This is a genomic window from Crinalium epipsammum PCC 9333, from assembly GCF_000317495.1.
Classification (GTDB): Bacteria; Cyanobacteriota; Cyanobacteriia; order Cyanobacteriales; family PCC-9333; genus Crinalium; species Crinalium epipsammum.
Genome location: NC_019753.1, coordinates 3,157,528 through 3,184,354, shown reverse-complemented (window position 1 = coordinate 3,184,354; position 26,827 = coordinate 3,157,528). Strand labels below are relative to the sequence as shown.

Below are 26,827 nucleotides of genomic sequence, written 5' to 3'. Positions count from 1 at the left end.
TCAGTCGTGAAGTAATTGATAATTGTTAATTGTTCAGGGTAAATATTTGTAATGCGACATTCAAACAATTGGCAACGCCTATTACTTTTTGGTTTGAGTGGTCCAATTATCGCTCTCAATATCTGGTTGATTTCCCAGGTATTTCGATATTTTGAACACCTAATTACAATTTTAACTATTGCCGCGATTCTAGCTTTTTTATTGAACTATGCAGTTCAAACCTTACAACGGTTTCGCATTAATCGGACTAGAGCGGTAGTGATAGTTTTGCTAACAACGTTAACGCTGTTTGTGATTTTAGGTGTAACTTTAGTACCTAGTGTAATCACCCAAACGACGGAATTATTTAAGCAAATTCCCGAATGGTTAAAGGCTAGTAATGAGAATTTTAATAAATTAGATGATTGGGTGGCGGCTCGTCGTTTACCTATAGATTTGAAGATTTTTCGCGATCGCATTAATAGCACTATTGAAGCTCAAGTACAGAATGCTGCAACTCAGGCTGTAGGATGGGCAGGGATTTTGGTGGCGGGATTGTTAGATTCTTTGTTGGTGCTAGTCTTGACATTTTATATTTTGCTGTATGGCGATCGCCTTTGGCAAGGTATCATTAACCTCTTACCCGTTCAAATCGGATTACCTTTAACTCAATCCCTACGCCTGAACTTTCAGAATTTTTTCATTAGTCAAATTCTCTTAGGATTATTCATGGCGGGGACACTTACTCCAATTTTTTTAGCTTTAAGAGTAGAGTTTGCTTTATTGTTTGCACTATTGATTGGATTTGCGGAATTAATTCCGTTTATTGGTGCAACTTTAGGGATTGGTATAGTAACAATTTTAGTAATGTTGCAAAATTTTGGTTTAGCTATTCAAGTAGCGATCGCTTGCGTGATCATGCAGCAAATTAAAGACAACCTCTTAGCCCCTAAATTAATGGGGGATTTCATCGGCTTAAATCCTATCTTAATTTTTGTCTCCTTATTAGTAGGAGGTCAGATTGCTGGGTTATTAGGAATCATTATTTCAGTGCCAATTGCCGGAACGATTAAAGGCACGATTGATAATATTCGCCAACTGCGCTCCTCACCAGAGATAGCTACTCAACCGCCTGTAGACAATCGCTTTGATATCTAATTAGGACAGCTATAGTGCGATCGCCAATAATTATGCTTAACCTATTCTACCTCCACAGGTAGAAGTAAAATGGGCAAATGACAGCAAATTTTAGGATTTAGAGCTAATGCGACAAATTAATTTTTTAATTATTTTTGCGATGTGTTTAGCCTTGGTTTTATTTAGCTTAGAAAATACTCAGGCTGTCCCTATTCAAGTTGTCCAAGGTGTCCAAGTGCAAGCGCCCCTGTGCATTGAACTGATTTTTGCAATGGGTTTGGGAGCGATCCTCGCGTGGATTTTTAGCGTATGGGCAAGGTTCCAGAGGATGCTTGCAACTCGCTCTGAACAACGACAAAAACGTCAGCAAGAACAACGCATTCAGGAATTAGAACAAGAAGTTGCCCGTTGTAAAGCTGAGTTAGAACAACAAAATCAGCCAGCTAATTCTGAGTTATTACCTGAAGCCACAATTGACGCAGAAGTATTAACCCAATCAAAATAAAGCGAAAGCCAGCCTATGACGGCAATATCTGAGCCAGAAACAATAACATCTTTGAAGGATCTGGGAATTTCCTTGCTAATTGAGTTAGCTCAAAACGGGGAAATTGATCCTTGGGATGTTCAAGTGATTGATGTGATTGACCGTTACTTGAGTAAACTAGCACTGGCAACGGATAAAGATCATTTTCGCCGTGATGCCGATTTGTCCGAGTCTGGGCAAGCTTTTTTGTGGGCATCCATGCTGGTATTACTCAAAGCTGACACCTTGGGACAGGAAGAACTCGGTGATGATATAGAGCTAACAGACGGCGATGAATTAGCTGATAATTGGACACAAAGGCAATTGCCAGCTAATTTAGAACGCTGTCTGCGACGCAGAGCAAGTGGACAACCACCCAAAAGACGACCTGTAACATTACAGGAGTTAATTCAACAGTTGCAGGAAATGGCTTCTGCGATCTCCGAAAAAACTCCTCGTCATCGACTGAAACGACCGAAAAATCAGTCTCTTGCTCAAGCCACTCGTGCGATCGCACAACTAGCCCATAACGAAAATCTCACAGAAATTGCGAGTGAACTAGAGCAGTTTCTACTTTGTCAATGGTCTGAATTATCCCAAGGTGAAGAGTGGTTAAATTTAGACCAGTTAGTAGCATATTGGTCTGGCGTAAAGTCAACAGATGCAATTGAGCCTACTAATGCTGAATCAACAACATCTACCCACGACCGCGTGGGCGTATTTTGGGCGCTGCTACTGCTTTCTGCTCAGTCTAAGGTAGAGTTATCCCAAGAAGAGTTCTACCAAGAAATTAAAATCCGTACTTTCTGTGCGGATGAAGAAGTAAATTTAGAGAGCTTATATAAAGCGTAAGTTTGAGGAAAAATTTTTATGAAAGCCATGATTCTGGCGGCTGGTAAGGGTACTCGTGTCCGTCCTATTACTTACACTATTCCTAAACCACTAATTCCTATCCTACAAAAGCCAGTAATGGAGTTTTTACTGGAACTGTTGCGTCAGCATGGTTTCGATCAGGTAATGGTCAATGTTAGTCACTTAGCCAACGAAATTGAAAGCTATTTTCGTGATGGACAGCGTTTTGGAGTAGAGATTGCTTATTCCTTTGAAGGTAGGATTGAAGAAAATGGCGAATTGGTAGGAGAAGCAGTTGGTTCTGCTGGTGGGATGAAGCGGATTCAGGATTTTCATCCGTTTTTTGATGATACTTTTGTGGTTTTGTGTGGCGATGCCTTGATTGATTTAGATCTCACAGCAGCAGTCAAATGGCATAAAGAAAAAGGTGCGATCGCTACAGTAGTAATGAAGTCCGTACCTAAAGAGGAAGTCCCCAGTTACGGCGTAGTTGTCACCGATGAAACAGGTAGAATTAAAGCTTTCCAAGAAAAGCCCAAAGTAGAAGAAGCTCTTAGTACTGATATTAATACTGGTATTTATATCTTTGAACCAGAAATATTAGATTATATTCCTTCTGGTGTCGAATATGACATTGGCGGTCAGTTATTCCCAAAATTAGTAGAAATGAATGCCCCGTTTTATGGCATTTCAATGGATTTCCAATGGGTAGATATTGGTAAAGTTCCCGACTACTGGCGTGCTATTCGGAGTGTGTTAGCGGGCGAAGTTAAGAATGTAGAAATTCCAGGGAATCAAGTCGCGCCTGGGATATACACAGGCTTGAATGTAGCTGTGAACTGGGACAAAGTTGATATTACTGGACCTGTTTATATTGGTGCCATGACCCGCATTGAAGATGGGGCAAAAATTGTTGGTCCTACAATGATTGGTCCTAATTGTTGGATTTGTAGCGGCGCTACTGTAGATAACAGTGTAATTTTTGAATACTCCCGTTTAGGACCAGGTGTGCGTTTAATAGATAAGTTAGTGTTTGGGCGTTACTGTGTAGATAAAACTGGTGCAACAATTGACGTACAAGCAGCAGCACTTGACTGGTTAATTACCGATTCACGCCAGGTTATCCCAGCAGAACCGACAGCAGCACGACAGGCGATCGCAGATTTATTAGGTACAGAGGGCGTTTAGGGAGGGGGGAGGGGGGAGAAGAGAGGAGTCAGATAGTTAGCCAGAATATTATCCTTATCTTCCTCTGCCCCCCTGCTAGATAATCTACGGTGACAGGTAAGTATAACGTCCTAAGCTATGCTCATAATTTTGTAGCAATCGCTGTGCTTCCTGAATAGTAATCCGTTTTTCTAACAAAGCTTGTTCAGTTCGCTGACGCATACTTTCTACCAAATCTTCAGCATCATATTGAACATAACTGACTACTTCAGCCATAGTGTCACCTTTAACTACGTGCTCAATTTGGTAGCCTTTGGGTGTCAGCTTGATATGCACTGCATTGGTATCACCAAATAAATTATGTAGATTACCCATAATCTCTTGGTAAGCACCACCCAGAAATAAACCTAAATAATAAGGTTCTCCTGGTTTTAAATCGTGCAATTCCAGCACAGGTTTGACATCTCGCAAATCAATAAACTGATCGATTTTGCCGTCGCTGTCGCAAGTCAGATCTGCTAAGATACCTCGCTGAGTCGCTTCTTCATCTAAACGGTGAAGCGGCATAATCGGAAAAAGCTGGTCAATTGCCCAACTATCCGGCGCAGATTGAAAGACTGACATATTGACGTAGTAAATGGAAGCCATGATTTTTTCTAGGTCTTCCAAATCGTCAGGTACATATTCCTGCTCTCTAGCAATATCCAGAATTTTCTTACAACAAGCCCAGTATAATTGCTCTGCTCTGGCTCGCTCAGTAATGCGAAGATAGCCTAGTTTAAATCGGCTGAGGGCTTCTTCTTTAAACTGAGTCGCGTCGTAGAATGCTTCCTGATAGTTTTGAACGTTGATGTTATTAAAGGTTTCCCAGAGATTGCGAATAATCAGGTGTTCTTCTTCTTTGGCTGGGGTTGGTGGGTCAGTAGGGACATCACTGGTACTAAGTACATCAAAAATTAGCACTGATTGATGGGAAGCGATCGCCCGACCACTCTCACTAATCAAAGTCGGTACAGGTATCCCCCGCTCATCGCAAGCTTCCTTGACTTCAGCAATAATATCGCTGGCGTAATTCTGCAAGTTGTAATTTTTTGAGGCGTGGAAATTAGTTTGCGAACCGTCGTAATCTACTCCTAGTCCCCCACCCACATCAAGATATTTCATGTTCGCACCTAGTTGTGCCAATTCTACAAAAATCTTGCTTGCTTCTAAAATGGCATCTTTAATCACACTAATAGAAGAGATTTGAGAGCCAATGTGGTAATGCAGCAGTTGCAAAGATTCCAGCATATTAGCTTCTTTCAACTGCTCGACTACCCGAATAATTTCAGGAATAGTCAAACCAAATTTAGCGCGATCGCCAGATGAGTCTCCCCAACGACCAATTCCTTTGCTACTCAGCTTGGCGCGAACACCCAAAAATGGTTGAATTCCCAAGGCGCGGCTAGCATCAATGACCAGTTGTACTTCTTCAATCTGCTCTAGTACAATCATCGGTGTTTGCCCCAAACGTTGGGCTAACATTGCCGTTTCAATGTACTCCCGATCTTTATAACCATTGCAGATCAACAGTGCGCCTGGGGTATCTAGCATCGCCAAGGCAATCATTAATTCTGGTTTTGAACCAGCTTCTAAGCCAAACTGATAGGGTTTACCAAACCTTACTAAATCTTCTAGCAGATGGCGCTGTTGGTTACATTTAACTGGGAATACACCCCGATAACCACCTGCATAGTTATAACGAGTAATTGCTTTAGCAAACGAAGCATTTAACCGCTCAATGCGATGTTCCAAAATATCTGAAAAGCGGATTAGTAGAGGCAATCCTAGATTACGCTGGCGCAAGGCGTTAACTAAATCAAATAAATCTAGTGAACCGCCGCGATCGCCTTTAGGTGATACAGTGATATGACCCGCAGCATTGATCGAGAAATAAGGTTCACCCCAACCTTGAATCCGATATTGATTCTCGCTATCCTCGATCGCCCATTTTTTCTGACGTGAGTTAGCTTTATTACTTTGGGTAGAATTCATTCCCATTGTTTCAACAACTTGCTCATCACTGTTGTCCAAAAAATTTTCTACCCCAAATTGAGCTTGCGATAGCTCTACTCCCATGTTTGTATAACCTCGCCATCACCTGTCGCACTCGTCAGTTTATCGCATATTTCTCAAAGACTGCCTGCTTCATTTGGAGAATAGTTATACTGTTTTACTTTTAAGTTGATACAAATAGGCTTGGCTCATTGCTCATTGCTTATTGTTAAGTGGTTATAAGAAAAAAGTTTGAAAACCCTTAGCATGGACGGCAAGGGATGAAAACCAGAGTCGCGCGTTTACGCCTCCTTATTGTCTTTGTTGTGCAATATATCGTTTCACGGTTTCAGTACAAACGTTTCCCGCAGTAGATACAAAATAGCTTGGAGTCCACAGCGTAGGTAGCTTGAGCAATTCAGGAAACTATGAGCTTAAATGATGTGATGCTCTACCTTTGATTCTATTCATAATCTGAGATGGGTTGTCTGTAGGCTTAGTGTTAACATAATCAACACATTACAACAAGACAAGGAGGTGATAACGCAGTGTTGATCTTGGAGTACAAAGCAGTAGTTAACAAAAAGCAACAATCAGCTATTAATGAGGCTATTAGGACTACACAGTTCGTTAGGAATAAAACTATCCGTTATTGGATGGATGCGCCCAAAGAATCAAGAGTTAACAAAATAGCTTTAAATAATTACTCAACAGCACTGCGTAAAGAGTTTAAGTTTGTAGAAGAATTAAACTCAATGGCTTGAGTATTTTGCTGCTAAATTCGACACAAAAGCTGTTGCGGTTCCACCCCATTACACATCACAGAAATGTAGTGATTGTGGGGTAATAGTTAAAAAATCTCTATCAACCCGCACTCATAAATGTAGTTGTGGATGCGAGTTACAAAGAGATACAAATGCAGCAATAAATATCCTGAATTTAGGTAAAAATAGGGATGGGCAATCCCGAATCAACGCTACAGGAGTTGGAGCCACTACTCTGCTTGGGGAAACCCTGGTTGAGCAAGTTCTGACGGCGAATGTAGAATCCCTTCGGCTTTAGCCAAGGGAGTGTTAATATATGCTTATCTCTTAAGAGAGACGCTCCCAGAAAAAATTTAATATTTATCTGTCTTTAGCCACTTAAAGAAGGTATATAGCACTTTGATATTTTGCTATAAAAGCAGTGCGATCGCCAACCTAACTTGGTTGCTCGTGAGGTAAAAATATCGCCAATTATTTATATTTTATTTGAGGTTTTGATGGTAAAAACTTTTAGCCCAGGTCGGCATCAGAGGTTTACACTAGCTTCCTTAAAGCTATTGATGGCAAAGCATCCAGTTGCTTTTTGCGGTGGTATCTGGATTTTTCTGGTATTAGTTAGTACTGTAGCAGCGCAAGGATTACTTAGCCCTAGTTTTGTTAAACAGCAACACCTAAAGAGCATAACTGCTGATAATGTGGAGCAGGGAGCATCAAAGTCAATTCATAACAGTGCTGTGGAACAAAAGCAGTCCAGCAAAATTCCTGCTGCTATACAGGAAGAAAACCTTCAAAATACGCCATCGTCAACAAATGTTGAGGTTCAGAACTTTTCACCAGTTACAATTGCGAAATCGCAGCAAAATCACACGCTACTGTGGTTATATGGCGGAATATTTGTAACTTTTATTTTAGGTTTTCTCTTCATCTGTATTAGTTTTCGTTATAAACCACAGCGTTCTCAGAAAATTAAAAGTGGAAGTAAAAAGCTCAAAAGCAACCAGAATCAAACAAAGCGTAAGTCAAAGGAACAACTACCCAAACAGCAACGTAAGCAGCCATCTCAACAATTGCGAAAACCTATAAGAGCAAAATCGCCTCATGGGTTACAACCATTAGTAACAGTCATGCCGCCAGAACCTAATTTTGTTGTAGATTCAGGTGAAGAAAGCTTGGCAGATATAATGGATATGCGTAAACATCAATCTCTAGCCGAGCTACTAGGTGAGAAGAAAATCAGCTAGATAAATTTATTTTTTGACTGGATTCGTGATTAAGAAAAAAATTGACCAATTGTTCTTGAAATAAAAACTAGACCGAGGTTGTAGGTCATAAATTTATCCAATTAAATGAATTGCCAATCAACCAAAACTTCAATAACTAATTCTGCAAACTTTTTATAAAATCTATTTTTTTCATAGTTTCTAAATCACAAAGTCCGTTTACTTCAAGTTTGTAATCTTGCTGAAGTTTGATTACAGCTTGTTTAGTTGCTTCACCAAAATCACCATCAACTACCCCAGTATAATAATTAAATTTTGCTAATTGTTCTTGTAGTTTTTTAACATTTTCCCCTTGTGAGCCTATTTTTAAAACATCCATGATTGATTACCCTAATAAAAAATCTAATTATAGAATAATCTCATGCTGAGAAAATGTCAATAAATTAACTCTTCCTGAAAGGAAGGTCAAAAAATGTATTTAGGTAATTTTTTTCTATCAAAAATGCCATTACGATTTAATTTTTAATAGTGATTTCCAGTCTTGAATTGCTTTTTTAGACCAGATCCAATCTTTACTTAAAGCTTCTGGTTGATAATGAACTGGATCAGTATTCATTACCTGCTGGCGTAGTTTCATTGATTCGCTTAAAAAGTTTTGACGTTTCTCTGCTGGTTGCGATGAAGCCAATTTTCTTAAAACTAATGCTAATCCTGCATAAGTATTTAAGACCTCATGGTTATTTTTCTCAATTTTTGAGTTAGTTGCTGTTGCTGGCTGTGGTTTACTCAGGTAGAGAGCATCAAACCACACTTTACTTGCCAAATCATATTTGCCTTCATTATAGTAGGCAAACCCTAAAGCATTTAAATATTGAGGAGATTTAGGTTTGTTTCTCTTGGCTATTTCCCAGTAACGACGTGCATCATCAAAACTAAAATCTTTGCTACCTTTTTCGGCTGATTGCCAAGCTAATCTTCCACGTAAAAAGCTAATTTCAGGGTTATTTAGTTGCTGTTTAGGAACTTGAGACAAAGCGGCGGATGCTTGCGGTAAAGCATTACGATTTAGTAATTCTGTTACTGCTTGTTGAGCGATTACCAAGTCACCCTGGCTGAACTTTTCGATGGCGAGTGTGGCGAGATTAGGCGTATTTGTTTTTTGAAAATCAATCTGTTTAATATTTGTGTTATTTTGCTGAGATGGTATTAAAGCTAGTTGCTCAGGTAACAAATCCCCAGGTTTTGGCGGACGATTTTGTAAAAACAAAAAACCTGATATAGCGATCGCACAAATACCCGCCGCAGTTAATACTGGTAGTAATACAGGAAAACGCTTTCCCTTTCGCCAAGAATTCAACTTAGAATTCAGTGAATTAGAATTGACATTTTCTAGCGGTTTTTCTAAAGATGGATGATTTAACGGTTGATTTGCTGTTTCCTGTTGGGTTAATACTTTACCCTGATTTTGCTCTGCTGGCGCAGAACGACGGTATTGGGGATTTTCTGGCAACCCTTGGTAAACTGTTGATATAGGTGGAACACCTGAACCTTGGGGTAACAAATTCTCGGAATCAGAAACAGTTACAACTGGTTCATCAGTTGTAGGATTCGCTTGGCATAACTGTTGAAATAAATCAGAAACTAAAGCTAAATCTTCTTCATAATCTGAATTGCCACTATCCATATCCTCAAACATATCGGGGATTGAATCATCTTCATAATCGGCACTTAATTCATCTAAAGATGACATTAAATCATCGTCAGTATCTAAGAAATGAGAATGAAAAAAGTTGTTTGATGGTGTGAATAGAGCTTTTTCATCTTCCGAAGCTAGGAAATCCTCAAAAGAATCCGCTAATGATAGGCGTGATGATATTTGTGTAGGATCATTATAATTAGTTAGAAAACCGTTAAAGTCACGATGTAAGTAGAGAACTGGCAACGCCCAATATAATTGGTTTGAACCGTAAGCAGAAATTAATCCTTGTCTTGCTCTACTTAAACTGAGGTCAATGGGATAACCTTGCTTAAGATTACGGTAAAACAAGCGTGTTAACGTTAAGGCAACTTCATCAGGAATACGTTCTGCCATTGCTAAAACGCTAGGGATACCACGTTTAATTAAAGCTTGGACTAAATTTTGTTCTGTGCCATTATCAGCAGGATCTGATGTGGCGGTATCAGCACTACGACAAGAATTAAAAACTGCTAATTGTACGCCATTATTTACTAGCAAACCTGCTAGATCATCTCCGTTTAAGACTTCACTTAAACCACTTTTGGCACTTACTAAATATAAATCACCACCAGCAACGCCTAAGTTACTGTGTCCTGCGTAGTGAAAAATTTGATATCGACCTTGTTCTAAGGCGATGCTTAACTGTTCTCTGCCTGGTTGCTCTAAGATTGTTAGTTGAATTATGGGGGAATCCTGGGGTGAGCTATCGCGCAGTTCTGCCTGCAAATGATTAGCTTCTTGTTTAAGCTTAAGAGTTTCTTTGTCAGTAGGAGCAGCAATTACCATTAATATTTTTATAGGTTGATTTTCCTCATAAGCTGCGGATTGAGGATTGCGCTTTAAACTGGTACTTAGTTGATAGCGAGAAAAAGCTACATCTGCTCGTGTTGCTAGAGGGCGATCGCCTGCGTGTAAAACTTCCCACGGTAGGCGAGATAAACGTGAACCTTTCAAACCTAAATGCAACCGCAAAACTGAGTGCTGATTTTCTGCGATCGCCTGCGCGATCAACCAACTCTCGCGCAAGCTACCTTTAAATAAAGCATTGTAAAGTTCTTGACCCAACGCCACTAGATTGAGAGAAGATTGCGTTTCTCTAGTGTCCTTACTCTCCAACAACCCGAATAACGGGTCATTCATCAGTTTTCGTGCGTTAGTTAACCATTCTTCAACAGCCCAATTGACCTCGACTTCAGCCAAGGGAACCCCTGATGCAACCCGTTCTATTCTGACCAAATATTGATCTTGGGTTTCTAATGGAGTTACAGAGATATAAAATTCCTGCGTCACGATTACCTGCTACTCCTGCTTGCTGAAACTTTGGCTGTTTTTGCCTAAGCGAGAAATTATTCCCCTCTATTTCTAGATTGATACAAGTAACTCAAAGTTTCCACTTTCAAAGGGGCGCTATTCGTAAATTAGGGTGAGGCGTGAGGGAAATGAGGGGTGAGGAGTGGTTGAGCAATTATTTTAAATCAGTGCGATGCTCCTTACTTTTCTTGTCTGTCGTCGCTATGCCTGACTGTAGGCTACCGCCAACGCGAAGCGGCTCCGCAGGAGCATGGCGCACTTAAATAAATATCACGCTGATTTTTTCCGGATCGAGATGTTCCAGCTTAGAACAATGAAGTGGTAGATGCACCCTGATTAAGATCCCCTGGCTCACAGCTTTGAGTTGGGGATTTTTTTATTGTAACTTGCTTTTCTGATTTGTCCGATCAGCCCAAGCTTATTTCAACTAGCCCAACCTGCTAACTGCTCTTGTAAGCTAAAAAAATAAGAGCAATTTCGGAGATTATACCAGTGACGGATCGGGCTGTAATTAAGTTTTCTTCAGAAGACTGCGGCATTTGCCACAAAATGTCTTTTTATGACCAGAAAGTATCTGAAGAACTGGGTTTGCAATTTGTTGATGTCAAAATGCAGGACACGGCGACTTATCGCAAGTATCGTAAAATTTTGTTAACACAGTATCCCGACAAGGAAGGCATGGGATGGCCTACTTATCTCATCTGTGATTCTCCAGAAGGAGAATTTAAAATTTTAGGTGAAGTTAAAGGTGGTCATCCCAAAGGTGAGTTTAGAAGCAAACTGCAAGCTGTTGTAGATGCAGCAGCTAGTTAAGTAGCTATCAGCTATCAGCAGTCAGTAATACAAAAAGGCGTAAGGGCGGGTTGAGAGTTTATTCATGTCTCAAAACTGATAAACTTTCCCCAAAACCCGCACCTACAGCTTTTATTAACATCACACAGTTTAAAACCGCTTTAATTCTCAAACGGTAAAATTGAGTATTTGTCTTTCAACTGATAGCTGATAACTAAAAGCTAATCGCTAATCACCTCAAATGATTTTACTTCTAGAACTGAACCAATCATGGCGAAGGTCATCACATCATCTCGCACTTCGCCTGTAACTTTGACTTTTAAATTGGATTTCTTTAAGTCAGATGGTGCATCCTTAAGTTCATAAGTTTCGCCACCTTCGGAGACTAAAGCCCAAGTCCCTGGCCCTAGTCCTTTTTTTTCAATACTTCCAGTTACAGTGATACTCATGCTATTTTTTCTTCTCCTTTAGAAGCTAAACGCGCTAGTCCATAACACAGTAAGGCGTTAGCAATTAGGAACAGGCGAGCTAAATTGCCAGAACCTAACCCCCAAACTGCTGGTGAGACTATAGCACTCACTGCTAAACAGGAAGCTACACCCAGGGTAGAACCAATGGCGAACCACTTTAATTGTGGATGTCCTAGTAATAAAGCTATGAGTAGCAAGGGAATTAGCACACTAGCAAAGATGGGATTTAATACGCTACTTCCTTGAATGATGTTACCGAGTTCAGGAAGAGAACTGCCCATAACTCTAAAAGGCCACTGGGGAAGATCAAATATATAGAAGCTTCGCAGGAAAAATAATCCTGAACTACCTGCAAGTAGCCCACTTGTAAGTGACCAACTCCAAGCAAAGGGAAAATAATTTCGTAAAAACCAAGCTAGTAGATAGGAACCTAGTACCATGCCAATTTTAGGCAGAAGTGATATTGCACCACCATCAATCCAAAAACGTAAATTAAGATAACCGTTATCCCGTAACCAGCGAAAGAAATCATTAAAGCTGATTTGTCCTTTTAATGCTAATTTCACCGCCGCCGCCGCGTCTAAATGACCAGCACCAAACTGATTAAGAGGGTCATCTTTTACAACTCTCACTGATTGCTTAAGGACGCGCAGCACTTCTTCTGGTTCTGTGATACCAGCAGCTTTGACTAATGCAGCAACACCAGCAACGTGAGGCGCTGCCATGCTAGTACCTTGAAATCCCATGATTGCTGATGCACCAGTTTCAGGATCAATGGTGTCTTGCAAAATCATACCTGTCTCACTGCCACCAGGGGCAGAGATATCAACCCCAGCGCCAAAGTTAGAATAAGGTGCTTTTTCACCCGCAGCATCTAAAGCTGCCACACCGATAACGTGAGCATATCTTGCTGGGTAGGATACTGAACTACTATTTTCGTTACCAGCAGCAGCGATGACTACAACACCTTTACTGTAGGCGTAGTTAATCGCTTCTTCCATGATGTTACTTTCACCACGACCACCCAAGCTCATGTTAATTACATCAGCGCCGTTATCAGCAGCAAAGCGGATAGCTTCAGCAATATCCGCAACTGTACCACCACCACCTGCGCTGAGAACTTTGAGAGGCATAATACTGGCTTCGTAGGCGATACCTGCTACACCATAATTATTGTTAGTAGATTGGGCGATCGTACCTGCAACGTGAGTACCGTGACCGCTATCATCATCGGCAGGAATTTGATCGTTAACAAAGTCGTAACCTTTAACAAACTTAGTATCTTTTAAGTCTGGTACACGGCTAACACCTGTATCAATTACAGCGACAGTAATGCCATTTCCCTTTGTTTCGTCCCAAGCTTGTTCTACATTAATACTGCGTAAATTCCACTGCTTGGCATAATCTGGATCGTTGGGTATATATAAGGCTTTATAAATATAATTTGGTTCAATATATTCAGTTTGTTTAGCTAAATTAGATTTTTTGAGAGTATTTAAAAGAGTGCGATCGCCTGACACAATATAAACATGATCCGTTGCGGAAAATTCACTATTGAGGCGAGGACTAACTTGATACTGTTGTGCGATCGCACTTACCTGATCGTTAATCTGTTCTGCTGGCACATCTTCCCTAAAGTCCAGCACAATCGAGTTAAAATCTCCTTGATTTGCTAAACCTTTAAAGTTAAATAAAGCAAAACCCAGTCCTAAAATAAATAAACTTAAAATTAACAGTCTTCTCATGGCAAGCAATTACCGTCGCAAAGAGTGTAATCACCACCATAACTCAATAGAATAAAATTCGTCGGTAATATTGCAGAATACTTAACAAACAGACATCTCCAAAAATGAATGTAGAGACGCGCTCTAGCACGTCTCTACAAGGGTTATAGGTAACTAACCCGATATATTTATAGAGATATCTACTGGACTTTTTGCCAAGCTTGGGTCTTTACAGCACCCATATCCATTCCAGGTAAGGTGTTGTACTTGATATAAAATCCCACCACTACTAACAAAGCAATTACTAACGCACCAATTCCAATTGGACTAGGTAGCCAAAATACTGCTTCAATATGGTTCAATTCACCAGGCTTGAGTGTCCATACTAACTTATGCCCTTCATCAGAAATTACGGGAGTAATAGCATTAGGAGATTTTTCAATGCTTTTTACTTTTGCAGATGTGTTTAAGCTAAACTCCAAATCAAACAGCGAACCAGGACTAACAATTACGCTACCATTTGAAGATAGAACGCCGAGCGATCGCAAATCTACGTCATAAATCAGCTTATTCCGCACAAATAAAAGCAAGTTACTTTGCTTTAATCTAAATTTAGATTCCAGTTGCGGTAAATCTACAGTTTCAACAGTCTGAGATTTATTACCTTTTTTAACACTAGGGTTGAAAAATTCATTGAACTTTGATTCAAGTTCTGCCCCAGTATTAAAGGGAATATTAACAACCATTTCATCTTTGGATAAGCGTTTAGTTTTGCCTTCCAATCGTCTTGCTCTACGCTCAATACTATCTAAGTATTCCTGTACTGTTGACTTACTAAAGCTGGTGAGTTGTTCACCTAACTTAATATGTTGTACAATCTCGCCGTTATGCAGATTTTCAACATTAATCCCTGCATCATACTTGACACAGCCAGATAGCAACAAAGCAGCCAACACCATCATCCATATTACTCGCAAGCGACCAAAGGCGCTGCTGATCACCCCCATGAAGTTAACTTTGCTCTTTCTTGTTGCTAAAACTGTTGGCTTCACAAGTACCTCCAATCGCTCACGATTTCAGCTTGTCTGGTCAATCCCTTATGATAAAGCGTTTGCCACTGAGAAAATGATCTCTTTTGCAAAAAATACGTTGATGTAGTACTACAGACTAAACCAAACTAAGCCGCCAAGTGTTAAACCAATAACAGTCAGAGCGACCCAAATGAATTTATTGTCCTTAGTATTAACTTGACTAAGATCAATAGGTTCTGGTTCTGGGCGTTTTTTAGGACGATTAGAATTAGAACCAGCACTACCTTGGCGAAACTTACCATCTGAGTCAGGTAAGTTAGCGAGATCGGGAATTTCGCTCAACCAGTCGGCGCGTCTGCTTAACTCAGGGGCTTGCATGATATAAAGCAAGTTTTTAGCTTGCTTACGGGTTTCTGGGTCTGGGTGACGTGCTAATTGTTTACAAACTGCGATCGCATCTGCCCTTTGTCCCGTTGCTTCATAAGCGGTAATTAACCAAATATGAACTTCTCCTCCTCGACGCGAATTAGGAGTTATTAAGGCGCTGGCTGCCTCAAATTCATCTACCGCCTGTCGATACTCACCCCGCTCAAAAGCAGTTTTTCCAGCTTGATAATTAATTTGGAATTGCTCTAGATTTTCTGAACTCACCTTAGTATTTTTACGTCTACAATAATCGCTTCTTCAAATTTTATCTGAGCAGATTACTATCAGAGCGGGATTTGACCCATCACTTGCTACCTAAGAGCCAGCAATCTAGCTTAGGATAGATTTAATTATTGGAAAGCTAGTTTTTTCAAAAATAATTCATTTTGTTAAAAAAAAATCATGTTTCAAATACCCTATCGGCTGAGTAATAACCCTTATCTAACTACAAGAACTTCAGTAGCAGCTTTTATACTAGGAGTTGCAATACTGAATGTTACATCCCCAGTTGAGGCAATACCTTTAATAGTCCAGCAAGGTAACTGTAATCAGGGAACCAGTTCCTATATTTACGGCAGTCCTATTCCCACCCCTATGCCTGTCAACCCAGTAACAGGATTACAAAATTTTGGGAACAATTCCTACGGCAACTGTAATTTTAATTATTCTGTACCTTTGAGTGGGACAATCCAAAACTCGGTTTTAATTAATCCCACATTAATAAATTCACAAATTTATGATTCTGTTTTAGTTAACCCCAGAATTGTCAATCAGCCAGTTTACCCCAGCCCTTATTATGGAGGATTCCCAAACGTATATAATTATCCCATCCGTAGCCGGATACGAATGGGATTTTAATAGTAAGTTAGCCCTCATTCATCTAGGACATAAACTCTGATGCAACCAGCATTGAACCAATACCTGCATCAGTAAATATTTCTAATAAAAGTGAGTGAGGAATACGACCATCAATAATGTGTGCAGCTTTAACACCTTGAGCAAGCGATCGCACACAACAACTTACTTTAGGAATCATTCCACCACTAACTACACCACTCTTCATTAACTCCCGCGCTTCTTGGATATCCACTTTAGGAAGTAGCGTAGATGGGTCTTTATAATCTTTTAAAATACCCGCAGTATCAGTCAGCAAAATTAACTTTTCTGCACCTAAAGCCGCCGCCAGTTCACCAGCTACCGTATCAGCATTGATGTTATAAGCTTGACCTGTTTCATCGGCTGCTACGCTTGAAATTACAGGGATATAACCACTGCTAATAAGTGAATTCAATAATTTGATATCTATACTATTTACCTCACCCACAAAACCTATACCCTGTCTACCTTCTGGGCGGGCTTTGATTAAATTCCCATCTTTGCCACAAATACCTACAGCCAAGCCACCAGCTTGATTAATCAGAGAAACAATTTCTTTATTTACCCGACCAACTAAAACCATCTCCACAACATCCATTGTGGCAGCATCAGTTACTCGTAGACCATCTTTAAATTGTGGTTCAATTCCTAGCTTATCCAGCCAGCTATTAATTTCAGGACCACCACCATGTACTACCACAGGTCGTAGACCAACACAAGACAAAAAGACAATATCGCGCATTACCTTGTCTTTCAAATTGCTGTCTTTCATCGCTGCGCCGCCGTATTTAACGACCACAGTTCGACCACTAAATTGTTGAATATAAGGAAGCGCCTCACTCAACACTCTGACACGAGTGGCTTCTTCTTGCATGAAGTATTCGCTGTTGTTAAGCATAAGTATTGTTAGAAAGTTCTATGAATTGCACATAATGTAGATAATGGTAGGTTGGGTTTCACTATCGCTCAACCCAACAAAATCTTCAAAAACGCTTCTATACTACATCGAATCAGTGATATTTGCCGTAGCAATGCTTACAGACAAAGGTTTATAAAAAAGTTTAAATTATTTTAGACATATTTAATTATTAGAATTTTCTGGACAAACAGCTTTAGGTTTGAGTACTTGCGGAATAGACTCAATTATGAGTCTACTTAGCTGTTCAGGCGTATCGTTAGCAGCAATAGAAATTTTTATATCAGCTTGAGCGTAAAGACGTTGCCGTTGTTCAAGTAGCTTTTGCAGTTTTTCAGCAGGATTAACATCTTGCAGCAATGGTCGAGTGTTATCTTGTGCTAAACGCTCTATGAGTAACTCTACTGGAGCATCTAGCCAAACTATTAAACCGTGATGCAAATAGCTCCAATTTTCCCGCTTTAAAACAATACCGCCACCAGTAGCAATTGCCAGTTTGGTATAAGCAGATATTTCTGATAGTACTTGGCTTTCTAGCTTCCTAAAACCTTCTTCACCAGTATCAGTAAAAATTTGGGTAATGGTTTGACTAGCAACTTGTTCAATTAAAGTATCAGTATCAAAAAAGCGATACCCTAGCTGATTTGACAGTTCGCGCCCTACGGTAGTTTTACCAGCGCCCATCATTCCAATTAAATAAACGTTAACTCCGTTTAACAATTTTTCCTCCTGTTAATTGGTCATTGTTAATTGATTATTCATCCAATTCGTCATCATCAAATCCCCAATCGTCTTCCTTTTCTTGATTTGAGGTATCACGAGTAGGATTATCGCTATCACGATAAGGTGGAGTAATCACCCGATAATTGGCATCATAAACTGCTTCAGTTCTGCCAGCACCGGAACTGCTAGGCTCTCGATAATTGTAAGAATAAACTGATCCTGTTACCGTGCGACTTTTGGGTTCTTGTTTAACTTCATATTCCCTAGACTCTTGAATAACAGTGTCCTGTCGGGAAGGAGGTTTAGGTTCCTCCTCAAACTCCCAATCGTCATCTTCTGGTGCTTCCTCAACTTCCCAATCCGAATCCCATTCTTCAGATGTATCGTCACTTATAGGCGTTTCTGGTGGCGGTGGTGTGTAATGGCGACTAGCAGTTGGCTCAGTTTCACGCCGTTTACCCGCAGCAGGGGAAGGTGATGCTTCTAATTGACGGATACGCACTAATAGCGATCGCCTTTGAAGATAACTGAAAAATTGTAAGCACAAACTGGTAAAGAAACCAGCAGTTAAAGCGCCCAAAATCCAAGTCGCCACAGGAAGCGCCTGTGTTTTCATACCTAAAAACACAATTGGTAACACTGGTGACAAATTTTGCAACACCAACAAACTTAGTCCACCCACCAGCACAAATAGCAGCAAAATCTGAATTATAGGCATAAAAAGTGAGGGGTAAGGAGTTAATAAGCTTTTCGACGATCAATGACCAACCTTAATGTTAGGTTTATTTCTACCCAGCTACTTAGAGCCTATCCAAAAAATAATTAATTATATAAAATATCTGCGTTTATCTGCGGCTAAAATCTCTTAAAAATACTTTTCGGATAGGCTCTTAATATACTTTCTCTATTTTGGCTATTGCTTAATATGTCCACCTTGCCAACGATTAATTGGAATACAATCAATATCGAACTGATCTAAAGCACGCGCCACCACAAAATCAACTAAATCCTCAATTGTTTTGGGCTGGTGATACCATGCTGGAATTGCAGGTACAATTCTTACCCCAACTTCTGCCAAGCTAGTTAAATTCCGTAGATGAATTAAACTAAACGGAGTTTCGCGCGGCACAATTACAAGTTTACGCCCTTCTTTGAGTTGAACATCAGCAGCCCTTTCTAACAAATCAGAACTTAACCCAGCAGCTAACTTTCCTACAGTACTCATACTACAAGGCATAATCAGCATTCCTTGTGTACGGAACGAACCACTAGCAATATTAGCTCCAACATCGCTTGAGCGATGGCATCTTAATTTACCCTGAGTGTCTACTCCAGCTTGCTCGCGCCAAAACTGCTCTTGTTGATCGGGTTCTACAGGCATACGAATATCTTGCTCTGCCTGCCAAACCATATAAGTTGATTTGGAAGCAACTAGCTCAATGGTATACTCTGCCTCTAATAAAAATTTCAAGGCACGCACAGCATAGATTAAACCCGAAGCACCCGTAACGCCTAATATTAGAGGGCGACTTGATTGTTCAGTAGGATAGTCTTGCGGCATTATGAGTGTTAAGTTTTGATTTTCAGACACAAAGAGCGATCGCTAATCAATTGAATTAAATAAAATTTGTCAGCAATAAGCTCATAAATAAACTTATCAAAAACAAATTTAATCTTAGTATTTATCTGTGTAGCCTGCGGCACGGCTACGCCTACATCTGTGGTTAATTAACCAATCTTAAATTTATAGAGCTTACGCCAAACAAGACGCGGGCAAGATGCCCGCACTATTTAAGAAATACAAGGGACGCGATCGCGTAGCGACTCCGCAGGAGTATCGCATCCCAGCAACACAGCTACTAAAAATTAGTCCTCCAAATCTTCATTACTCGCTTCACTACCACCGCTAACAGTTACTAAATCAATCTGTTGACGATAATAATCTACACTTTTCACTTCAACTTCAACGCGATCGCCTAGTCGATAAGCAGTGCGGTTTTTTCGACCTACAAGACAAGAATGGCGAGAACGAAACTCATACCAATCATCCTTCAGGGAGCTAACATGAACCAATCCTTCCACTAGCAAATCTTCAATTTCCACAAAGAAACCATAAGACTGAACTCCAGTAATCAAACCTTTGAAAACTTCACCAGTCCGTTCTTTCATCAGTTCAGCTTTCTGTAGTCCTTCTAAATCAGCTTCCGCATCGTATGCCAGTTTTTCACGCTCATTAAGATGAGTAATCATTGATGATAACTGGATCTCTAACTCTTCATGGATGGTTGGTGGTAAAACATTCCAATTAACATTACCGTGAGAGCTACTATGATACAGATTCACTGGATCTTTAGAACGGGTAGAACGGCGATCGCGACCTTTTTCAAACAGCATATGCAACACTCTTTGAATCAATAAATCCGCATAGCGCCGCAGAGGAGATATACAGTGCGTATATGCTGCGCTTGGTGGATCTCCCATTCCCAAAGCTAAACCAAAGTGAAATCCTGGTCTCGTGCTGTAGTTAGCTGGCTTTAAAGTTGACTTCAACAAGTAATTCAACACTCTTGTTGCTGATGATTCAGCAAACATTTGGGTAAAGCTTTGGAAATCTGAGGGCAGTACTACTTCTTCTTCTTGTAAGTTAAGATTTAGCCCCAAATTGTTACCCAACTTCAGTAAATCCTGAATCTCTTCTGGATCTGGTGCTTTTTGTACACAATATATGCTAGGCACAGATAGCGATTGCAGATGAGAAGCCACAGCAAGATTTGCTAAAATCATCAACTCTGCTAATAGAGAGTTAATCGGTAAACCAGAAACAACTACCGTGCCAATTCTGCCTTCATCTTGATATGGTAAATTAGCTTCCGGCAGATTTACTTCAAAAGCACCCCGCCCTAACCGATGCACTCTCAGCATTGGGGCTACTGTAAAAAATAAGTTGTTGAGTATTTCCAATACGGCTGTCATTTCTGGGTGTTCTTCTTGAGGACTTCCCAACATTGACTGCGCTTGTTGATAACTCAATTGATGATCAACTTGAATAATCGTAGGTTGAATTTCAAACTCGACAATTTGACCACCCTCATCTAATGTCAGTAATACTGAAATAGCAAGTCGCTCTTGCCCTGGCTCTAAAGAACATTGAGCAATCACAGCATCGGGCAGCAGAGGCAGCAGAGTTTGCCCTAAATATACTGCTGTACCGCGCCTTTTTGCTTCTAGATCGATTGGTTCATCGGGTAAAACGTAGGGTGTAGTATCGGTAATGTGAACGCCTAAACGCCATTGTCCAGTATCAGTTTTTTCTAAACTAAGTGCATTTTCGATAATTCCAGATTGCCCATCAACTAAGCTATTTTCAGCAAAAGCAACAGTTAAAAGATTGCGTAGATCTAGACGCTGATTTTTGTCTTTTTTACTGATAGCTTTAGGCAAACCTTCCGCCGCTTTCAAGACATTTTCACTAAAGAAGCGACGCAAATCATGCTTGCAACAAACAATGTCAGTATCAGCCGCCTCTTCAGCGTCGCTACCGAGAACACGAGCCACTTTCCCAACTGGTGGGTTTTGTCCTAAAGGATATCGGAGAACTTCTACATGAACTAGATGGTCTATAGCTTCTTCTAAGTTTTCGCTATTCGTTTTGAGAGCTAATTCAAACAATAGTCGATCATCAAGAGGAACGGCTCGATAACCTGAATCGGTTTGCCTAACTCGTGCTAGAACCGAAGGATTAGCTCGCTCTAAAATCAGCCTAACTTCCCCTTCAGGACTACGACGGCGACTGCCTTCTTTAGTAACTTTAACAAGTACGCGATCGCCATTCCAAGCATTACTCAAATGGCTTTCTCGAATATAAATATCCTCAGCTTGCTCTGCATCTTGAATCGCAAAGCAAAATCCTTTACTTGAACAGCGCAGCTTCGCCTCAACTACGTCATCTTCATAAACACGCCGATACTTCCCACGCTCTTTTACCAAAATCCCCACTTTTTCCAGAGTATCTAAGATAATCTCCAGTTTTTCCAGGTTTTCCTCATCTTCGCAACCAAGTTTTTTTTCTAATGCTTTGGGTGCCACTAACTTGTCACCAGTAAAATTAGAAAGTAGTGTAGCGATTGAAAATTCCATGCAGCTTCCTTAGCCTCCGCCCCTAAAACGATTACTTTGCTGTAACCAGATCTTTTTACTTTTGGTAATACGCCACACTCGGTCTCTAGAGTATTTCCGCTCTCCGCGACGAGATTGTAGAGAGCGTCAATTAAAGCTTGCCGCCGAGCATGGAGCATATATTTTCGATATCAACTAACAACTGTCCTGCATCTGCCTCGCCATACTTGCCTGAAGTAACACCGAACCCAAGGTGATGCCTCTTAGTGTCAGCACCCAGCATGAAATCAGTGCCTTCATGCACAAGTGTTTCAGCGACCCAATTGCACCTCACACAACTAACTATTCCAGAGCTATATTGCTTGTTGTGCTTCCAGCTATCCCGAATAGTAACTGAGGAAATGTAGCTAGTGGTGCAGCAAACAACTGGTGCAGCGCGAAGCGAAGCCTGTTATTAGCAACACCGACAACAATCATGCACTTTTACACACTGCCCTATACTGGTGAAGAACCGCTCTCGATCACTTGCTGGCTGCGGTAAGTCAAGATGGCAGTGAGTTAAAATAGACAGTCTGTAACTATTGTAGTTTCTGGGTGTACTTTGAGAAAACAAGTTTCCTCAAAACAACCTAATTTTTTGAATAGAAAAAATCTCACTAATTTTAGGGAAAAAGTCGTTAGGCTTTCTTTGACCTAAGAATCCGCATCCCCTAGTGGATGCGGAGTTTCAACAAACTGCAAATAAATTTTGTTTTAGTCAAACGGTGTTTATGTTTAGTCAATTCCGAATTAGTTATCCCAAAGGTTGCCTGATTAGTGAGCTACTTACTATCGATCACGGTAAGTATGTAGTTAGAGCATTAGTTGAAGTTGAGGGAGTGACTCTAGCGACAGGTTTAGCTGCTGCTGACACTGTTGAAAACGCAGAAGACCAAGCTAGAACTAGAGCTTTAGCAGTTTTAGGTATATTAGCCACTGCGGAAACAAAGCAACAGCAACCCCAAACTATCCCTGCTGATTTAACAGCACCACTAACTTCTACTCCTACTCCTCAAATCCCCTTTAGAGAAGAAAAATTGCCTCAACCTGCTCAAATTTCAGAGCTAACCACGTTTTCTCAAGTTAATTCTGAGGATATATCTACTTCAAAACTCAATTTTTCTTCAACAGATACATCAGATACAGCGATTTCGTTAGAACAAAGTAATGATCCGTTGAGCGATGATTTTTCCAATACGGAGGTAGAAGCTTCTACGGAAGAAAATATTCCCTTATCAACTTCAACAGTCGTACCACCAACAAATAAAGATACTCCAATTTCGTCACTAACGTCTGGAGACGATTATCCCCAGGTTGAACTTGTAGCAGATGTTAGGAATACACCCTTAACTAGCGGCGTAATAGATTTTTCGGAGATGGTTGCCAGATCTAATATTGAACTTAAGCGTTTAGGCTGGACGAAGCAGCGAGGAGTAGATTATCTACTTGCCAAATACAACAAGAAAATTCGCTCTGAATTGACTGACCAAGAACTTCAGGAATTTCTTAATTACTTAGAATTACAGCCTACTCCCGATGACGAGGTTTAACTTACTTAGGTTGTGTCACCTGTTGTAGCATTCTCAACAACTAGGAGGCAGAGCCTCCTAATCCTGTTCCCAGGTTGAACCTGGGAACGAGTAGACTAAAAGCTCCGCAAGAGTATAAACTGCTGCGATATCTGGGTTTACCCAACTACTAGGGGTATACGGGTAGCTGAGGGACGACGATCAATTACTTGGTCGATTAAACCATAGTTTTTTGATTCCTCTGCTGACATGAAAAAGTCGCGCTCAGTATCTTCTTCAATCTTCTCTAAAGGTTGACCAGTATGTTGAGCGAGAAACTCATTTAATCTGCGCTTGTGGTAAAGAATTTCTTTAGCTTGAATCTCAATGTCAGTTGCTTGTCCCTGAGCGCCACCAAGCGGTTGATGGATCATGATCCGGGAATGAGGTAGACTCATCCGCTTGCCTTTTGCACCAGCACTAAGCAAGAAAGCTCCCATACTTGCTGCTAGTCCAACACAAATGGTGGATATATCTGGGCGAATTTGATTCATGGTATCAAAAATTCCCATGCCAGCACTTACAGAACCACCAGGGGAATTGATGTAAAGATAGATATCCTTCTCTGGATCTTCTGCTTCTAGAAAAAGCAACTGGGCAACAATTAAGTTTGCCAAATCTGCATCTACTTGTTGTCCCAGAAAGATAATGCGCTCCCGTAGTAGTCGGGAGTAAATGTCAAAGGCGCGTTCGCCACGACCAGATTGTTCTATAACGGTTGGAATCATAGCATTGAGCAAGAAAGAGTGAGTCGGTTTTTTCTTTGATTGTAGCGACTATAGAGATTTTGCTTGTAATTGGCATTTTCGCGGCAACTAGCAGCATCTCATCGAGGTAGGTCAGCAAAAAGGGTTCTTCCGTTGTTACTGTGTTTTCCTTTGCAGAGGAGGCAGAGGAAGTAAAAATGTTCAATTAAGAATAAGAAAATTTGTACACTAATTCCGCACATACCCGCATTTTTGAGGCGTGTTCCTTCTGGGTAGCTATTTTTGCCTTATATAAATACAGTATGTGATGTAGCAAACAGACAAAAACTTTTATAAGTGATAATTATTTTAATAATCAATTAAATTCAAATTTAACAATTATGGGTATAGCAATGTTATCTCTTTCACATAAATGCCCTAGATGCGGTTCTGATAATGTTTCTCGTTCCAAACGTCAAGGGATGATTGAGAAAGTTATTTCCGTTGTTAGGCTATTGCCTTATCGCTGTAACAATTATTCTTGTGGAAGTCGCTTTTTTATAATTTTTCCGAGAAAATAACCTGCGATTGATAAATATTAAGTTTTATTTAATAGGTGCTCTGGTCGCAGAGAGGGCTGGAACAAAAAGACCATCTGCGCTTCAGATGGTCTAAAAATGCTTTTTTATTTTGTTGTCGTTGGAGGAAACACCAACTGCACGTTCCCACACGGGCAGTAAGTTAAATTTCGTTAAGTTTATTGTAACAGAAAATACAAAAAAATTTACTTTGTTAAAGATGCTAGATCTTCCATCAGATAGGTGAAGCCTCGCTGTGGACTACCCCATATAATCCGCTCTTGCTTATATATAGCCATTCCTGGTTTAGCACCTTTAGGTTTATAGACGTGCTTGGGTTCTGTATATACAACGGGTACTTGGTCACTTTGACGACCCTGGCTATAGTAGGCGGTGAGATCTGCAACAAACTGTAAATCAACTTCTTCTGCTACAGTACCAGGTTCGAGACGCATTAGCACATGACTACTAGGGATTTCCTGGGTGTGAAACCACAAATCATAGTCAGAAGCAACGCGAAAGGTTAGTTGATCGTTTTGGCGGTTATTGCGCCCAATTAATACTTCAAAGCCAGTAGGTGTACGATAAGAGTAAGGTTTAGAAACATCTGTTTCTGTACGACTACGTTGATCTGGAGATTCGAGATATTTCTGTGCAATTAGCTCTTCTCGAATTTCTTCTAGGGTTTTTAAATCTTCTGTAATTTTGTAGGCATCCAACTGAGATAAGCTAGATGCGACTTGTTCGATATACTGAATTTCGGCTTTAACTTCTGTTAATAATGGCTCAACCGCAGCACGAGCGCGTTTTAATTTCTGGTGACGTTTATAGCGTGCTTGGGCATTTTGGATGGCATTTTTTTCTGGCTCTAGGGGGATGTTAACTGGTTGAGCGGTTTCAAAATCAGGAAGTGCGATCGCATTCATCCCAGGTTGCCATTCACTCAGATTAGCCATCAGCAAATCAGCTTGTTGTTTGTATTGATCTGCGTGATCTGATTGGTGCAAGCGTTCTTCAAAAGTATTTGCTTTCTGACGCAATTTGGCGAGAATATTGCTGAGTTTCTGACTGAGTTGATGGCGTAGTTGGGCAAATTGTTGTTGATTTACTTGATTAGTGTAGTAGCGGTTGATTAATTCTTGTACTGTCTCAACTGGCTTAATTACACCCCACCCAAGTACGTTGTATCCATCAGTGGTAAAACCTGGCTGAAATTGATGTGAGTTTTGGAGTTGAGAATTTGGTATTAACTCAAATTCTGTTTGCTCCTCTGCCCCTGTGCCCCTCTGCTCCTCTGCTCCCCTACTCCCCTGCGTTGCTTCTATAGCTTGCAGCCATTTTTGCCAATAAATAAATAAGCGGTTCCAATCAGATGTATCTAAAGTAGTAGTAGATTGATCGGGATCAAGGTTAGCAGCTTTTACCATTGAGGTAACTAGCAATGAGCTCAAACCGCGATAACTTTTTACTATCCGACTAACCAAGCGCCCTGGAATAAGACTCACTCGTTCTTGCCAGCGTTCAAAGGATTCGCTTAAGCTAGGCATGGGATCGGTTAACGAGGGCGGAAGCTCGTAGGGTTGCCCAGTTTGAATTGTCCGAACAGTAGATTGCTGAGAATTTACTTGATGAGCGGTAGTGACAATGAGATTATCTGTTCCAGTCAAAATTACGTTACTATACTTACCCATAATTTCGACGTACAGATGCCAAATAGGAGGTTCTCCAGGGCGACGGGCAAATTGTAAATCTATTACACGCTCCCAAGGTGCGATCGCTTCTATACCTATTAAAGCGAAACCACCCAGTTGATGGCGCAACTGTTGGCTAAAAGTAAAAGTATCAGGTGTGCGGGGTGGTGGATCGGCAATACAAATACGCGCGGCTTGGGGATGCCAGGAAATGGTTAACCAACCTCGGCGTTTGAGAGTGCGTAACCCTAATGAAATAGTGTAGCGATCGCGCTGATACACTTGTTCGAGTCGCGCTGGAACCCATAAGGAGCGCAACTCACTACAAGTAGCAGTTAGGGTGGTGAAGTCAACTTGTTGCAATTTATTCTCTGGCAATTGTGAGTTTTGGCAGCAAGATTCTCATTTTGGCACTATCCAGACGCGATTAGCTTATTCTGAGATTTTAACCGCAGATAAACGCAGA

23 protein-coding genes and 2 pseudogenes are annotated in these 26,827 nt (G+C 40.6%); 10 read left to right on the top strand and 15 right to left on the bottom strand.

All coding sequences use genetic code 11. The features are described from left to right. Nucleotides 1-51: 51 nt before the first annotated feature. The 4 genes from CRI9333_RS13945 to CRI9333_RS13930 all read left to right on the top strand — a co-directional run bounded on the left by CRI9333_RS13945 (nucleotide 52) and on the right by CRI9333_RS13930 (nucleotide 3,679). The gene (locus CRI9333_RS13945) at nucleotides 52-1,137 is read left to right on the top strand and encodes an AI-2E family transporter (RefSeq protein ID WP_015203804.1); all 1,086 of its coding nucleotides are present in this window, start codon (nucleotides 52-54) and stop codon (nucleotides 1,135-1,137) included. A gap of 106 nt (nucleotides 1,138-1,243) precedes the next feature. Next, nucleotides 1,244-1,621, top strand: a complete 378-nt coding sequence (locus CRI9333_RS13940; RefSeq protein ID WP_015203803.1) for a LapA family protein — start codon at nucleotides 1,244-1,246, stop codon at nucleotides 1,619-1,621. A 15-nt stretch (nucleotides 1,622-1,636) separates the two neighbouring features. Continuing rightward, complete coding sequence (locus CRI9333_RS13935) at nucleotides 1,637-2,491, top strand: segregation/condensation protein A (protein WP_015203802.1); 855 nt, start codon at nucleotides 1,637-1,639, stop codon at nucleotides 2,489-2,491. An 18-nt stretch (nucleotides 2,492-2,509) separates the two neighbouring features. After that, on the top strand, nucleotides 2,510-3,679 hold the full coding sequence (locus CRI9333_RS13930; RefSeq protein WP_015203801.1) for a sugar phosphate nucleotidyltransferase: 1,170 nt from the start codon (nucleotides 2,510-2,512) through the stop codon (nucleotides 3,677-3,679). Nucleotides 3,680-3,763: 84 nt separating this feature from the next. Here CRI9333_RS13930 and speA read toward each other — a convergent pair whose 3' ends face one another. Together speA and tnpA are read right to left on the bottom strand one after the other, a co-directional pair. After that, a complete protein-coding gene (gene speA, locus CRI9333_RS13925; RefSeq protein ID WP_015203800.1) occupies nucleotides 3,764-5,776 on the bottom strand; it encodes a biosynthetic arginine decarboxylase in 2,013 nt (670 codons plus the stop codon). A gap of 228 nt (nucleotides 5,777-6,004) precedes the next feature. Beyond that, nucleotides 6,005-6,202, bottom strand: a pseudogene (gene tnpA, locus CRI9333_RS28695) (IS200/IS605 family transposase); the annotation flags it as partial. 38 nt (nucleotides 6,203-6,240) lie between these two features. Here tnpA and CRI9333_RS28590 point away from each other — a divergent pair. The 3 genes and pseudogenes from CRI9333_RS28590 to CRI9333_RS13915 all read left to right on the top strand — a co-directional run bounded on the left by CRI9333_RS28590 (nucleotide 6,241) and on the right by CRI9333_RS13915 (nucleotide 7,697). Further along, complete coding sequence (locus CRI9333_RS28590) at nucleotides 6,241-6,456, top strand: hypothetical protein (RefSeq protein WP_041226057.1); 216 nt, start codon at nucleotides 6,241-6,243, stop codon at nucleotides 6,454-6,456. Next, nucleotides 6,446-6,754: pseudogene (locus CRI9333_RS28585) on the top strand (zinc ribbon domain-containing protein); the annotation flags it as partial. The gene CRI9333_RS28590 and the pseudogene CRI9333_RS28585, both read left to right, overlap by 11 nt. Nucleotides 6,755-6,953: 199 nt before the next feature. Continuing rightward, entirely contained in the window at nucleotides 6,954-7,697 is a 744-nt protein-coding gene (locus CRI9333_RS13915) for a hypothetical protein (RefSeq protein WP_015203799.1), read from the top strand. Nucleotides 7,698-7,833: 136 nt separating this feature from the next. On the opposite strand, the gene CRI9333_RS13910 is transcribed toward CRI9333_RS13915, so the two are convergent. Together CRI9333_RS13910 and CRI9333_RS13905 are read right to left on the bottom strand one after the other, a co-directional pair. Continuing rightward, nucleotides 7,834-8,055, bottom strand: a complete 222-nt coding sequence (locus CRI9333_RS13910) for a peptidoglycan-binding domain-containing protein (RefSeq protein ID WP_015203798.1) — start codon at nucleotides 8,053-8,055, stop codon at nucleotides 7,834-7,836. A 129-nt stretch (nucleotides 8,056-8,184) separates the two neighbouring features. Then, on the bottom strand, nucleotides 8,185-10,704 hold the full coding sequence (locus CRI9333_RS13905) for a CHAT domain-containing protein (protein ID WP_015203797.1): 2,520 nt from the start codon (nucleotides 10,702-10,704) through the stop codon (nucleotides 8,185-8,187). Nucleotides 10,705-11,274: 570 nt separating this feature from the next. Here CRI9333_RS13905 and CRI9333_RS13900 point away from each other — a divergent pair. Next, a complete protein-coding gene (locus CRI9333_RS13900; RefSeq protein WP_051035390.1) occupies nucleotides 11,275-11,538 on the top strand; it encodes a hypothetical protein in 264 nt (87 codons plus the stop codon). Between the two features lie 200 nt (nucleotides 11,539-11,738). Here CRI9333_RS13900 and CRI9333_RS13895 read toward each other — a convergent pair whose 3' ends face one another. From CRI9333_RS13895 to bamD, 4 genes are all read right to left on the bottom strand, one after another. After that, the gene (locus CRI9333_RS13895) at nucleotides 11,739-11,966 is read right to left on the bottom strand and encodes a hypothetical protein (protein WP_015203795.1); all 228 of its coding nucleotides are present in this window, start codon (nucleotides 11,964-11,966) and stop codon (nucleotides 11,739-11,741) included. After that, nucleotides 11,963-13,732, bottom strand: a complete 1,770-nt coding sequence (locus CRI9333_RS13890; RefSeq protein ID WP_015203794.1) for a S8 family peptidase — start codon at nucleotides 13,730-13,732, stop codon at nucleotides 11,963-11,965. The genes CRI9333_RS13895 and CRI9333_RS13890 overlap by 4 nt, the downstream gene beginning before the upstream one ends. Before the next feature lie 179 nt (nucleotides 13,733-13,911). Further along, on the bottom strand, nucleotides 13,912-14,763 hold the full coding sequence (locus tag CRI9333_RS13885) for a DUF3153 domain-containing protein (protein WP_015203793.1): 852 nt from the start codon (nucleotides 14,761-14,763) through the stop codon (nucleotides 13,912-13,914). A 108-nt stretch (nucleotides 14,764-14,871) separates the two neighbouring features. After that, entirely contained in the window at nucleotides 14,872-15,393 is a 522-nt protein-coding gene (gene bamD / locus CRI9333_RS13880; RefSeq protein WP_015203792.1) for an outer membrane protein assembly factor BamD, read from the bottom strand. Between the two features lie 177 nt (nucleotides 15,394-15,570). Here bamD and CRI9333_RS13875 point away from each other — a divergent pair, with 177 nt between their 5' ends. Further along, the gene (locus CRI9333_RS13875) at nucleotides 15,571-16,026 is read left to right on the top strand and encodes a hypothetical protein (protein WP_015203791.1); all 456 of its coding nucleotides are present in this window, start codon (nucleotides 15,571-15,573) and stop codon (nucleotides 16,024-16,026) included. 22 nt (nucleotides 16,027-16,048) lie between these two features. Here the strand turns inward: CRI9333_RS13875 and argB are convergent, their stop codons facing one another. The 5 genes from argB to CRI9333_RS13850 all read right to left on the bottom strand — a co-directional run bounded on the left by argB (nucleotide 16,049) and on the right by CRI9333_RS13850 (nucleotide 21,820). After that, entirely contained in the window at nucleotides 16,049-16,942 is an 894-nt protein-coding gene (gene argB / locus CRI9333_RS13870) for an acetylglutamate kinase (RefSeq protein ID WP_015203790.1), read from the bottom strand. A 183-nt stretch (nucleotides 16,943-17,125) separates the two neighbouring features. Next, nucleotides 17,126-17,680: a shikimate kinase gene (locus CRI9333_RS13865; protein ID WP_015203789.1), complete on the bottom strand. Its 555-nt coding sequence runs from the start codon at nucleotides 17,678-17,680 to the stop codon at nucleotides 17,126-17,128. 34 nt (nucleotides 17,681-17,714) lie between these two features. Further along, nucleotides 17,715-18,401 carry a LapA family protein gene (locus tag CRI9333_RS13860; RefSeq protein WP_015203788.1) on the bottom strand — a complete coding sequence of 229 codons (687 nt, stop codon included), beginning with the start codon at nucleotides 18,399-18,401 and terminating at the stop codon, nucleotides 17,715-17,717. A 195-nt stretch (nucleotides 18,402-18,596) separates the two neighbouring features. Beyond that, complete coding sequence (locus CRI9333_RS13855) at nucleotides 18,597-19,244, bottom strand: flavin prenyltransferase UbiX (RefSeq protein ID WP_041226667.1); 648 nt, start codon at nucleotides 19,242-19,244, stop codon at nucleotides 18,597-18,599. A 305-nt stretch (nucleotides 19,245-19,549) separates the two neighbouring features. Next, nucleotides 19,550-21,820: a ribonuclease R family protein gene (locus CRI9333_RS13850; protein ID WP_015203786.1), complete on the bottom strand. Its 2,271-nt coding sequence runs from the start codon at nucleotides 21,818-21,820 to the stop codon at nucleotides 19,550-19,552. A gap of 749 nt (nucleotides 21,821-22,569) precedes the next feature. On the opposite strand from CRI9333_RS13850, the gene CRI9333_RS13840 reads away from it, so the two are divergent. Continuing rightward, nucleotides 22,570-23,388 (top strand): hypothetical protein, encoded by an 819-nt coding sequence (locus tag CRI9333_RS13840; RefSeq protein ID WP_015203784.1) that lies wholly within the window; start codon nucleotides 22,570-22,572, stop codon nucleotides 23,386-23,388. Nucleotides 23,389-23,525: 137 nt separating this feature from the next. Here the strand turns inward: CRI9333_RS13840 and clpP are convergent, their stop codons facing one another. Further along, entirely contained in the window at nucleotides 23,526-24,134 is a 609-nt protein-coding gene (clpP, locus tag CRI9333_RS13835; RefSeq protein WP_015203783.1) for an ATP-dependent Clp endopeptidase proteolytic subunit ClpP, read from the bottom strand. 742 nt (nucleotides 24,135-24,876) lie between these two features. Further along, complete coding sequence (locus CRI9333_RS13830) at nucleotides 24,877-26,724, bottom strand: Rqc2 family fibronectin-binding protein (RefSeq protein WP_015203781.1); 1,848 nt, start codon at nucleotides 26,722-26,724, stop codon at nucleotides 24,877-24,879. Nucleotides 26,725-26,827 lie beyond the last annotated feature (103 nt).

Excerpts from the sequence above, each read along its gene's own strand:
- CRI9333_RS13945 (WP_015203804.1), top strand. The coding sequence starts at position 52 with ATGCGACATTCAAACAATTGGCAACGCCTATTACTTTTTGGTTTGAGT.
- CRI9333_RS13940 (WP_015203803.1), top strand. The coding sequence starts at position 1,244 with ATGCGACAAATTAATTTTTTAATTATTTTTGCGATGTGTTTAGCCTTG.
- CRI9333_RS13935 (WP_015203802.1), top strand. The coding sequence starts at position 1,637 with ATGACGGCAATATCTGAGCCAGAAACAATAACATCTTTGAAGGATCTG.
- CRI9333_RS13930 (WP_015203801.1), top strand. The coding sequence starts at position 2,510 with ATGAAAGCCATGATTCTGGCGGCTGGTAAGGGTACTCGTGTCCGTCCT.
- speA (WP_015203800.1), bottom strand. The coding sequence starts at position 5,776 with ATGGGAGTAGAGCTATCGCAAGCTCAATTTGGGGTAGAAAATTTTTTG.
- CRI9333_RS13915 (WP_015203799.1), top strand. The coding sequence starts at position 6,954 with ATGGTAAAAACTTTTAGCCCAGGTCGGCATCAGAGGTTTACACTAGCT.
- CRI9333_RS13910 (WP_015203798.1), bottom strand. The coding sequence starts at position 8,055 with ATGGATGTTTTAAAAATAGGCTCACAAGGGGAAAATGTTAAAAAACTA.
- CRI9333_RS13900 (WP_051035390.1), top strand. The coding sequence starts at position 11,275 with ATGTCTTTTTATGACCAGAAAGTATCTGAAGAACTGGGTTTGCAATTT.
- CRI9333_RS13895 (WP_015203795.1), bottom strand. The coding sequence starts at position 11,966 with ATGAGTATCACTGTAACTGGAAGTATTGAAAAAAAAGGACTAGGGCCA.
- CRI9333_RS13890 (WP_015203794.1), bottom strand. The coding sequence starts at position 13,732 with ATGAGAAGACTGTTAATTTTAAGTTTATTTATTTTAGGACTGGGTTTT.
- CRI9333_RS13875 (WP_015203791.1), top strand. The coding sequence starts at position 15,571 with ATGTTTCAAATACCCTATCGGCTGAGTAATAACCCTTATCTAACTACA.
- argB (WP_015203790.1), bottom strand. The coding sequence starts at position 16,942 with ATGCTTAACAACAGCGAATACTTCATGCAAGAAGAAGCCACTCGTGTC.
- CRI9333_RS13860 (WP_015203788.1), bottom strand. The coding sequence starts at position 18,401 with ATGCCTATAATTCAGATTTTGCTGCTATTTGTGCTGGTGGGTGGACTA.
- CRI9333_RS13855 (WP_041226667.1), bottom strand. The coding sequence starts at position 19,244 with ATGCCGCAAGACTATCCTACTGAACAATCAAGTCGCCCTCTAATATTA.
- CRI9333_RS13850 (WP_015203786.1), bottom strand. The coding sequence starts at position 21,820 with ATGGAATTTTCAATCGCTACACTACTTTCTAATTTTACTGGTGACAAG.
- CRI9333_RS13840 (WP_015203784.1), top strand. The coding sequence starts at position 22,570 with ATGTTTAGTCAATTCCGAATTAGTTATCCCAAAGGTTGCCTGATTAGT.
- clpP (WP_015203783.1), bottom strand. The coding sequence starts at position 24,134 with ATGATTCCAACCGTTATAGAACAATCTGGTCGTGGCGAACGCGCCTTT.